Here is a 3,525-nt window from a genome sequence, read left to right as displayed (position 1 = left end):
GTTCACAAGGACGTTGATTTACCGCTTAACTTTGGGTTGAAAGGTGATGAGACAGCACTTTCTGAGCTTGCACGCATTCTTTTTGACACGACATTGCTCACATTGCTTCCAGTGTAATTTATAGCTTTATGGCAAAGCATGACCATTCTTAATGAAGAAAGCTTTGACCCCTTTTTGCTAGGCGACATCTTAGGATGTCGCTTTTTTTATGCCCGTTATTTGAGCGCAGTCCGGATGAGGTGGGCAAAAGGGCACCAAGGGTCTTTTCCACAAGCGAAGATCGTGTGAGGATCGTGGGTGAGGGGATCGATCTTCTTATTTTTCGTTAATATTCATAGTATTAAATTTAGATTAAGACAGTTTGAGTGATAAAAAAAAACCAGTGGATAAATAATATAAACAGAGTTATCCACAGGTGGGGCGTGGTGGCGCTGGATCGTTAAGCAAATGTGTGAGTAAGGTTCACCGAGTTAAAATGGATTCATCCCGGCAGTCATGGCATCCTAAGCAGATCTTTTTACGCTTATGTTTGGATACTCTAAATTATGGCCAGTATTCCTGATAATCCGTTGATTCTTATCGACGGCTCTTCGTACCTTTATCGCGCGTTTCATGCCTATCCGGGCACGATGAGCAATGGTGAGATCCCGACCAACGCGGTGTATGGCGTGGTCAACATGCTGCGCAGCATGATGCGCCAGTTCTCCTCGGATCGCATCGCGGTGGTGTTTGATGCCAAAGGCAAAACCTTCCGTGATGATATGTATCCGGAATACAAAGCCAACCGTCCGCCAATGCCAGACGATCTGCGTTGCCAAATAGAACCTTTGCATGAGGTGATTCGTGCAATGGGATTGCCTTTGATCGTGATCCCCGGGGTGGAAGCCGATGACGTGATCGGCACGCTGGCGCATCAGGCGTCTCAGGCGGGCATGCCTGTGTTGATCAGTACCGGTGACAAAGACATGGCGCAGTTGGTCGATGACAACGTGACGTTGATCAACACCATGACCAATGTAGTGATGGATCGTGAAGGCGTGGTGGAAAAGTTTGGTATTCCACCGGAACTGATCATCGATTATCTGGCGCTGATGGGCGATAAAGTGGACAACATTCCGGGTGTGCCGGGCGTGGGCGATAAAACGGCCACCGCTCTGTTACAGGGAATCGGCGGATTGAATCGCCTCTACGAGCAACTGGATGACATTGCGGCGCTGGGTTTTCGTGGCTCGAAAACCATGGCCAAAAAGCTGGTTGAGAACAAAGACAACGCTTACCTGTCTTATGAGCTGGCGACCATCAAGCTGGACGTTGAACTGGAAGAAACCCCTCAGTCACTGACAAAAGCGCAGCCGGATGTTGATAAGCTGGTACAACTCTACAGCCAATTGGCGTTCAAATCCTGGCTGAATGAGCTGTTGGACGGCAGCAGTCCGGTGATTCAGGCGGATGAGCAGGCCGGCACCAGCAGCCGCAGCGGGGGCGCAGCTCAGGCGGCACTGGACACTTCGGCAGTGACCATAGATCGCAGCCATTACGAGACCATTCTTGATGAGAGCAGCTTCCAGACTTGGCTGGAGCAACTCAAAGCGGCAGAGGTGTTTGCCTTTGATACCGAAACCGACAGCCTGGATTACATGGTCGCTAACCTGGTTGGGGTGTCGTTTGCGACGCAAGCCGGAGTTGCGGCGTATGTGCCGGTGGCGCACGATTATCTGGATGCACCCGAGCAACTGGATCGTGATTGGGTACTGGCGCAACTGAAACCGATTCTGGAAGACGACAACCAGGCGAAAGTGGGGCAGAACCTCAAGTACGACGCCAGCGTGTTGGCGCGTTACGGTATTGAGATGAAGGGCATTGAGCACGACACCATGCTGGAGTCTTACGTACTCAACAGCGTTGGTGGCAAGCACGATATGGACAGCCTGGCACTGCGCTTTTTGCAGCACAGCTGCATTTCCTTTGAGCAGATTGCCGGGAAAGGTAAGAATCAACTGACGTTCAATCAAATCGATCTCGAACAAGCCGCGCCTTACGCCGCAGAAGATGCCGACGTAACCTTGCGTTTGCATCAGCGTCTGATCGCCAATATTGAACAGGACGACAAGCTGGCCAGTGTCTACCGCGAGATTGAGATGCCTCTGGTGCCGGTATTGTCACGTATTGAGCGCACCGGGGTGTTGATCGATGACATGAAGCTGGCTGCCCAGTCTCAGGAAATTGCGCTGCGTCTCGACGAGTTGGAGAAGCAAGCTTACGACGTGGCTGAGCAGGAGTTCAATATGAACTCGCCTAAGCAGTTGCAAGCGCTGTTATTTGAGAAAATGGGTTTACCTGTTGTTAAGAAGACACCATCAGGCACACCGTCGACCAATGAAGAAGTGTTGCAGGAGCTGGCGCTCGATTACCCACTACCAAAACTGATCCTGGAATACCGCGGCCTGGCCAAACTCAAATCCACCTATACCGATAAACTGCCGAAGATGATTAACCCTGAAACGGGCCGAGTGCATACTTCTTACCATCAGGCGGTAACCGCGACAGGGCGTCTATCTTCAACCGATCCGAACTTGCAGAACATTCCAATCCGTAATGAGGAAGGGCGCCGGATCCGTCAGGCGTTTGTGGCGCCGCACGGCTACAAAATCATGGCGGTCGACTACTCGCAGATTGAATTGCGGATTATGGCTCATCTGTCGGGCGACAAAGCGCTACTGGAAGCATTCCAGCAAGGTAAAGATATCCACGCGGCGACCGCGGCGGAGATCATTGGGGTCAACATCGAAGACGTGACCAGTGAACAACGCCGCCGCGCCAAAGCGGTCAATTTTGGCCTGATTTACGGCATGAGTGCGTTTGGTCTGGCTAAACAGCTGGGCATTCCGCGTGGTGAAGCGCAGCAGTACATGGACACCTACTTTGAGCGCTACCCGGGAGTGATGCAATATATGGAAGACACCCGCAGTACGGCGGCGGATCAGGGCTACGTTGAGACTATCTTTGGCCGCCGGTTGCATCTGCCGGAGATCACTTCACGAAACGGTATGCGTCGCAAGGCGGCTGAGCGTGCGGCGATCAATGCACCGATGCAGGGTACGGCGGCGGACATCATCAAAAAAGCCATGTTGCTGGTGGCTGATTGGATTGAGCAGGAAGGCCAGGGACGCGTGAAACTGTTAATGCAGGTACACGATGAACTGGTGTTCGAAGTGGAAGAGTCATCTTTGTCCGAAATTGAAAGTAAAGTACAACAATTGATGGAGTCGGCCGCGCAGTTGGATGTACCTCTGGTTGCTGAAGCGGGCCATGGTGACAACTGGGATCAAGCGCACTAACCACTTTTTGTGCTGAATGTCTGAAAATATATGAGCCAGTGCACAAACACTGGCTTTTTTTTGTCTCTAAAAAAGACTTGGCCCTGGATACTCGTATGTTGCTTAATAAAAATTTAATGAAAAAAAACTACAAAAAGAGTTTTCATTTCTGACCAATTGTTGTACATTAAGCGGCGTAGGGTACAGA

General features: G+C 51.1%; 1 protein-coding gene. It reads left to right on the top strand.

Annotation, left to right across the window (positions count from 1 at the left end):
- The first annotated feature begins 545 nt into the window (after positions 1–545).
- On the top strand, positions 546–3,338 hold the full coding sequence (gene polA, locus CAG65_RS13790; RefSeq protein WP_161454016.1) for a DNA polymerase I: 2,793 nt from the start codon (positions 546–548) through the stop codon (positions 3,336–3,338).
- Positions 3,339–3,525 lie beyond the last annotated feature (187 nt).

The organism is Vibrio sp. V39_P1S14PM300 (assembly GCF_009904765.1).
GTDB classification, from domain to species: domain Bacteria; phylum Pseudomonadota; class Gammaproteobacteria; order Enterobacterales; family Vibrionaceae; genus Vibrio; species Vibrio proteolyticus.
This window is presented reverse-complemented; position numbering and strand designations above follow the sequence as displayed.

What these genes read in the sequence shown, in the direction of transcription:
- polA (WP_161454016.1), top strand. Translation starts at nt 546, where the DNA reads ATGGCCAGTATTCCTGATAATCCGTTGATTCTTATCGACGGCTCTTCG.